Below are 5,403 nucleotides of genomic sequence, written 5' to 3'. Positions count from 1 at the left end.
AGTATGAGCGGGGTTGCTAATTATGGGTATGATTGTGTCCCCTGAACCCCAATCCTGGGGGAGAAAAGTAAATTAAATTCCCCCAACGTTGGGGGATAATGGTGCCATTCCCAAAATCAGACGATCGCGCATTCATACTTCAATTCAGCAACGCCTCAATTGGATTTCTTCCAATCCTCTATATCTGGTGCTTTCACGAACTCAGGAAACATGACCTCAAAACCTCTCTGACGCTTAGAAGCTGGTTCATCACTCATATTCAACAAGGTTTCATAGAAGAAAAACGACACACCAGCAAATCCCCGCAGTCGGACAGCATCCACTTGCCGCTGAATTTGTGATACCGGAACTAAACGAGTTCTGAGACCACTTAAAATACCAATTCCTACCGGAATATGACTCCGTGCTCTTTTGAGTTCTGTCTGGTCTAATTCCGAGATGAAAGTGCTGAAATTATCTCGATAAATCTGGACAATTAGTTCCTCTACTAAACCCCGTTGTTCCCAAGTTGCCCAGTCAGCTAAAAAGAATTGGTAAGAAAAACGCTGGGGATTGGGAGATAGGGAAATAATCACATCATTGTTACTGTCTTCAACACTGTCTTTAACTGCTCTAAACAGCTTGGTTAGGAAATCCGTAATTTTGTTGGCTCGCCAGCGTACCCATTCCTCATCCTTTGGGTCAGTGGGGGGAGATTTACCTTGGTGTTCTTTTTTGTACAATTCTACTGTGAAATCATCGTAACCAAAGGTCACTGGCAAGCCAAAGTGGTCATCGAATTGGATACCATCAACATCATAGTTGCTGACAACTTCGATAACTAAATCTTGAATAAATTGCTGTACCTCTGGTTTAAAAGGATTGAGCCAAACAATCTCTTGTAGTCTTTCATCCTCTGGTTCTAATCCTTTAGTAGTTTGAGTCTTGACCCCATCTTTGGTTTGGGTCAGCCAATCTGGGTGGCGTTTGGCTAATTCAGAATAGGAAGGTGCTTTGAAGCCAAATTCAAACCAGGGAATAACTCTCAAACCATTGTCATGTCCGACCTCGACAATCTCCTTGAGAACATCTCGTCCTCCCTGTACCCCCTTCTTTGGGTCAAATAAGTCTTTTTCTAACTCCGTCGATATTCGTGCTTCCAGTCCCACTACCCGTTTAGCTACTTGAGACGGATATAGTGTATAACCCCAATTCCACACTGTAGGATATACCGTGTTAAAGTTGAGCTCCTTAAGTTTTTGTAGGCTATCCGTTACTGCTGTAGTAGACAACAGTACCTCACTATCAATATTTGTCAGCCATACCCCTCTTAACTCCGCTTCAGTAGAAGCAGGAGTTGGTGGCTCAACCTTAGCAATGTATTGATTAGGAATCAATCCAGTGGTTTGGGTAGCTTGGCACAAGAAAGCAGCTACCTCAGCTCGACTAGCTTGTTGGTTAGGTTTGAATTGCTTCACATTAGGGGGATTGACCACAATCTGATTTTCCGTAGCTGCTGCGATCGCATTTTGAGCATAGTTCGGAATTGCCGTAGCATCAGTAAACGCTTCCTTTAAAGTCTCTAGGGAAGGGTTAACCGGTTTATACTTCAATCCACTAGCTAAAGATACTAACGCTTGGACACGAGGGATATTTTGCTTAGGGCGGAAAACTCTACCAGGATAGCCAGCCAAAAATCCCGTTTTATCAGCATTACGAATAGCCTGATTAGCCCAGTAATTAGTTGGTACATCTACGAATTTTTGGTCACTGCGCACTTGAGGAGCACTAGGGAAAGCCTTCAGAAGCAGTGCAGCAAACTCAGCTCTGGTGATCGGAGCATTCGGTTTAAAGGTACCATCTGGGTAACCCCTGATAATATTTTGTTGTGCTAATTTAGTGATACACGGTTGAGCCCAATAATTCTCTGGGACATCTTTAAAGGTGCTACTGGCGTAGGATGGGGAAAGCTGCCATAGAGGAATTATCATCCCGATCACAAATAGCAAAATCCACCAACCCTGATGTTTAATGGTTTGCTGAAAGGAAACCAGTCTATTTACCAAGGCTATAGGCCAGAGTTTGAGTAACGGTTTCATTGGTTGAACAAGCTCCGGGTGAGGGTGTTAGGTTAATCAGGATTGTGATTAACCGCGAAGATGCAAAGAACACGAACACTAGATTAGCAGAGGTTATGGATTAGAAGAGGAATTATCCAATGGAGCTAATTAACCGTTACCGTGGCAGTCTCTTAGGATTGGCTGTCGGGGATGCAGTCGGTACTACTTTAGAGTTTAAGGCACCAGGCTCCTTCACCCCGATTGAAGATATGGTGGGTGGTGGGACTTTTGGTTTGAAGCCAGGCTACTGGACTGATGATACATCCATGGCTCTGTGTTTAGCCCATAGTCTGATTGAGCAACAGGGGTTTGATCCAGTTGATCAATTACAGCAGTATCTGCGATGGTCCCGAGAAGGACAGGTTATTAGGAATCCAAGCACTGAAAACTCCGCCTCAAAGCGAGCCCAGATGAAAGTGGCTAGCGAGTTTAGTCGCCTAGAAATAAATCTTGCAACCGGGGTTGATAATTGTCTAGCCAGAGTATACTAGTAGTATGAGTACAGGCTGAAAAACCGTTCGCGTAGCGTGGCCTTTGGCCTTGGCGCAACCGGGAGAGAGACCCGCCACTGCATGACCTGAAAGTAGTAATGCTCGGAGGGTAGGGAAAGTCCTCCTTAAAAACCCAATCGTTAATTAGCAGTTAACGTGTGAACCTAGCAGAAAACGACTTGAGATAGAAAACGGTACGGCGGGGCACGCCGGAACCAGGTGAATAGGGAAGAAACGGACTATGCACATGCACTTTCCTGCAAGTAGCCAAACGCTATCGCGAGAATTGCCCGCTGGGTCTACTGTGAACTAAACTGAATTCTTGGTCTTGACGGGTCTTTGGTTTAGATATTGCCTACTTTTTGGCGGCGTCAAACATTAGGACACAGTGGTTTAAGGCAGCTCGTTGATCTAGGAATCGCCGTTCTTTGAAGACGGTGAGTGTCAAAAAGTACATTCCATTTGCTTCCCCCCTCCCACCCTTCCGCCAGAAGTAGGGTGGATTCCGACTTCCGACTCCCGACTCCCGACTCCCATTAACCCCAAAGGCCAAAGTCCCTCAGCCAGAAGCCAACGGACTTGATATCAAAGAGAATAGACCTGACCATCAATTAATAATCGGGTAATTCCTTTAGCTTGCAAATAGGAAGAGGTCTTCTGAAGCATCTGAGCATCAGGAACCTTGATGACTCGCTCAGAACGGTTAGAAAAACGCCGTGCCACCCTATGGTTTTCGAATACTGGCAAGGTTGTCTCTTGAACTTCTTCGTCAGGAATTTGTCCGAGGTCGCTAAACTCATTGAGAGGGCGAGCAATTAACTCCGCCGCTCGGCTGACTACCAGATAGCAGGTTTTAGGAAGAGAAGCTTCCGAGAGGGGCAAAATTTCAATGTAAGAACCGCTTTTAGCCACAGAGGTTCTGATGGATTCGTGAATCTCGGAATCCGGCAAGTCATCGTCCCAATCTTCATCGAGGTCATCGAGGTCATCGAGGTCATCGAGGTCATCGAGGTCATCCAAATCCTCTAAATCTTCTAAATCATCATCTTGATCCAAATCCCCTAAATCCTCGTCGAGCAACTCAGCGAAGCTCCTAGTTGCTAGTCCCTTATCCTCAGGTAAGAATTCATCTTGGTCATCAACAGACTTATCTTCATCTGAACCTGATGTGGTAATATCAAGTTGCAGTTGGGTATGTTGCTCCTCTTCCTCCACTGGTGGTTGAGCAGCCACAGAGGAACGCTTACGCCGCCGACGTCCATCAGTAGAGGTTGAAGTCAATAAATCACTGATAGATTCTGCTAATGGTTCATTTGCTAATGGTTCATTTTCGAGTCCAACTAGTGATGGTTGAGCTGCTGATTCTACCACAGGCTTAGACGTTTTGACAGTAGAAGAGGAAACATGATCAGCAGTACGATTAGAGCGCTTTTGTTGGATTAGAGCCTCGTATTCTGGCTCCAACAAGTTGCTCTTAAGGATACGGCTAATGGTGGAGTTACTAACTCCATAACGGTCAGCCAGCGTTGAGGTTGTCTCTGCTGTCTGTCGATATAGTTCTAGGATGTCCTGTTTATCGACATCAGATAGTTTTCTTGGACTCATGCTACTTTTTCAGCTCGCCTGCGTGAACCACGACGGGAACGGCTCGATATTTGATATTCCAGGGCAGCCCCTATTGCAAACAATACACCACTGAATACAAAAAAGACTTCTGGTAAACCGCCACTTTCGTAGTTCGGTCTAGTCTCAGCATACTTAAACCACATATCTGCAATGTACAGGCAAAATGTTGCAGCGGCAATCATTTGCCAGGATTGGGAAAAACGTCCACCCCAAAAAGCTAACAGTAGGGATGAGGCAATAATCAGCAGAATTACATCGAAAGCAATGTAGAGGGTCGTCAATTGGTTTGAATAGGCACTCAGTGATTTGTCAAGTTCGATAGCCCACCTTGGAGAATTATGATCAGTACTCTGATTAGCCTCAGAGTTGGTTATTTCAGATGGCTCTGCCGAGATGACCATAGCATTATTTTCCTTGACCAGAAGTGGTGTGGTCGAGTCAGAAATAGAATACGCAATTGTCACATCACCAGATTCAGGAGTGCTGGATTCGAGGGAAGGGGCAAGTAACAGCAAAGCAGCTAAGGCCATCCCCACTATGGCAATCGCTACAATCGTTAACCCTTGCCAAAGTTCTAAGTTTAAGCGTCTGGGAATAACTGCTAAAAACATGCCTACCCCAAGACATACGTAGGAGGATAAGTAAAACACATCTGCTAGTGATACATCAGGGTTAAGGTGAAAATACAGCTCCCACACACCGAATATCAAGTCACCCATCAAATAGAACAGATTCCCCAGACCGAGTCCTAGCCAGACATTTCGTCCACTGGCAATCTGAGGGCTACGCCAATTTCTGAAACAGAGAATACTTGCTACTAGGAAGGGTATACATTCTAAAAAGTAGGTACTAATCAGGTACCAAAATGGACTTTCTTGCCCAGGGGATGTAATCCCAAACAGCAAGAAGAATAATAGGGAGATAATCGCCCAAGCAATACCACCATAGATGATGGTATTGCTGCTGAGGGGGGATAGATTACCTGATGACCGTTCTGCAGAGCTGCTCATAAGGAATTTCACACTTATCACTGACTAGCACAATAAGACTATGGTTAGGCAGCTAAAATATCTATGATTCTTAAGCTTATTTTTAATTGTAGATTATTGCCATAGTTTACTAAGATCACAGTTGTTAAGCCAGTTGATAAACTGAGTTTGCTCCTGAGCTGGCATATCCTGCAAGAT

General features: G+C 44.9%; 5 protein-coding genes. 1 reads left to right on the top strand and 4 read right to left on the bottom strand.

What is annotated here, in order from left to right:
- Positions 1–155: 155 nt before the first annotated feature.
- On the bottom strand, positions 156–2,078 hold the full coding sequence (locus tag F6J94_RS29565) for a family 10 glycosylhydrolase (RefSeq protein WP_293046870.1): 1,923 nt from the start codon (positions 2,076–2,078) through the stop codon (positions 156–158).
- A gap of 119 nt (positions 2,079–2,197) precedes the next feature.
- Here F6J94_RS29565 and F6J94_RS29560 point away from each other — a divergent pair, with 119 nt between their 5' ends.
- Positions 2,198–2,590 carry an ADP-ribosylglycohydrolase family protein gene (locus tag F6J94_RS29560; protein WP_366514172.1) on the top strand — a complete coding sequence of 131 codons (393 nt, stop codon included), beginning with the start codon at positions 2,198–2,200 and terminating at the stop codon, positions 2,588–2,590.
- A 355-nt stretch (positions 2,591–2,945) separates the two neighbouring features.
- Here the strand turns inward: F6J94_RS29560 and F6J94_RS29555 are convergent, their stop codons facing one another.
- The 3 genes from F6J94_RS29555 to F6J94_RS29545 are packed head-to-tail and all read right to left on the bottom strand — an operon-like array spanning position 2,946 to position 5,226.
- Positions 2,946–3,143 carry a hypothetical protein gene (locus F6J94_RS29555; protein WP_293046868.1) on the bottom strand — a complete coding sequence of 66 codons (198 nt, stop codon included), beginning with the start codon at positions 3,141–3,143 and terminating at the stop codon, positions 2,946–2,948.
- Between the two features lie 32 nt (positions 3,144–3,175).
- Positions 3,176–4,195, bottom strand: coding sequence for a hypothetical protein (locus F6J94_RS29550; protein ID WP_293046866.1), 1,020 nt, complete (start codon positions 4,193–4,195; stop codon positions 3,176–3,178).
- Positions 4,192–5,226 carry a hypothetical protein gene (locus F6J94_RS29545; protein WP_293023606.1) on the bottom strand — a complete coding sequence of 345 codons (1,035 nt, stop codon included), beginning with the start codon at positions 5,224–5,226 and terminating at the stop codon, positions 4,192–4,194. The genes F6J94_RS29550 and F6J94_RS29545 overlap by 4 nt, the downstream gene beginning before the upstream one ends.
- Positions 5,227–5,403 lie beyond the last annotated feature (177 nt).

The sequence above is a fragment of the Moorena sp. SIO1F2 genome, assembly GCF_010672755.1.
Lineage (GTDB): Bacteria > Cyanobacteriota > Cyanobacteriia > Cyanobacteriales > Coleofasciculaceae > Moorena.
Note: the sequence above shows the minus strand (reverse complement) of the source record. Positions and strands in the feature narration are given on the sequence as shown.

Excerpts from the sequence above, each read along its gene's own strand:
- F6J94_RS29545 (WP_293023606.1), bottom strand. The coding sequence starts at position 5,226 with ATGAGCAGCTCTGCAGAACGGTCATCAGGTAATCTATCCCCCCTCAGC.
- F6J94_RS29550 (WP_293046866.1), bottom strand. The coding sequence starts at position 4,195 with ATGAGTCCAAGAAAACTATCTGATGTCGATAAACAGGACATCCTAGAA.
- F6J94_RS29565 (WP_293046870.1), bottom strand. The coding sequence starts at position 2,078 with ATGAAACCGTTACTCAAACTCTGGCCTATAGCCTTGGTAAATAGACTG.
- F6J94_RS29560 (WP_366514172.1), top strand. The coding sequence starts at position 2,198 with ATGGAGCTAATTAACCGTTACCGTGGCAGTCTCTTAGGATTGGCTGTC.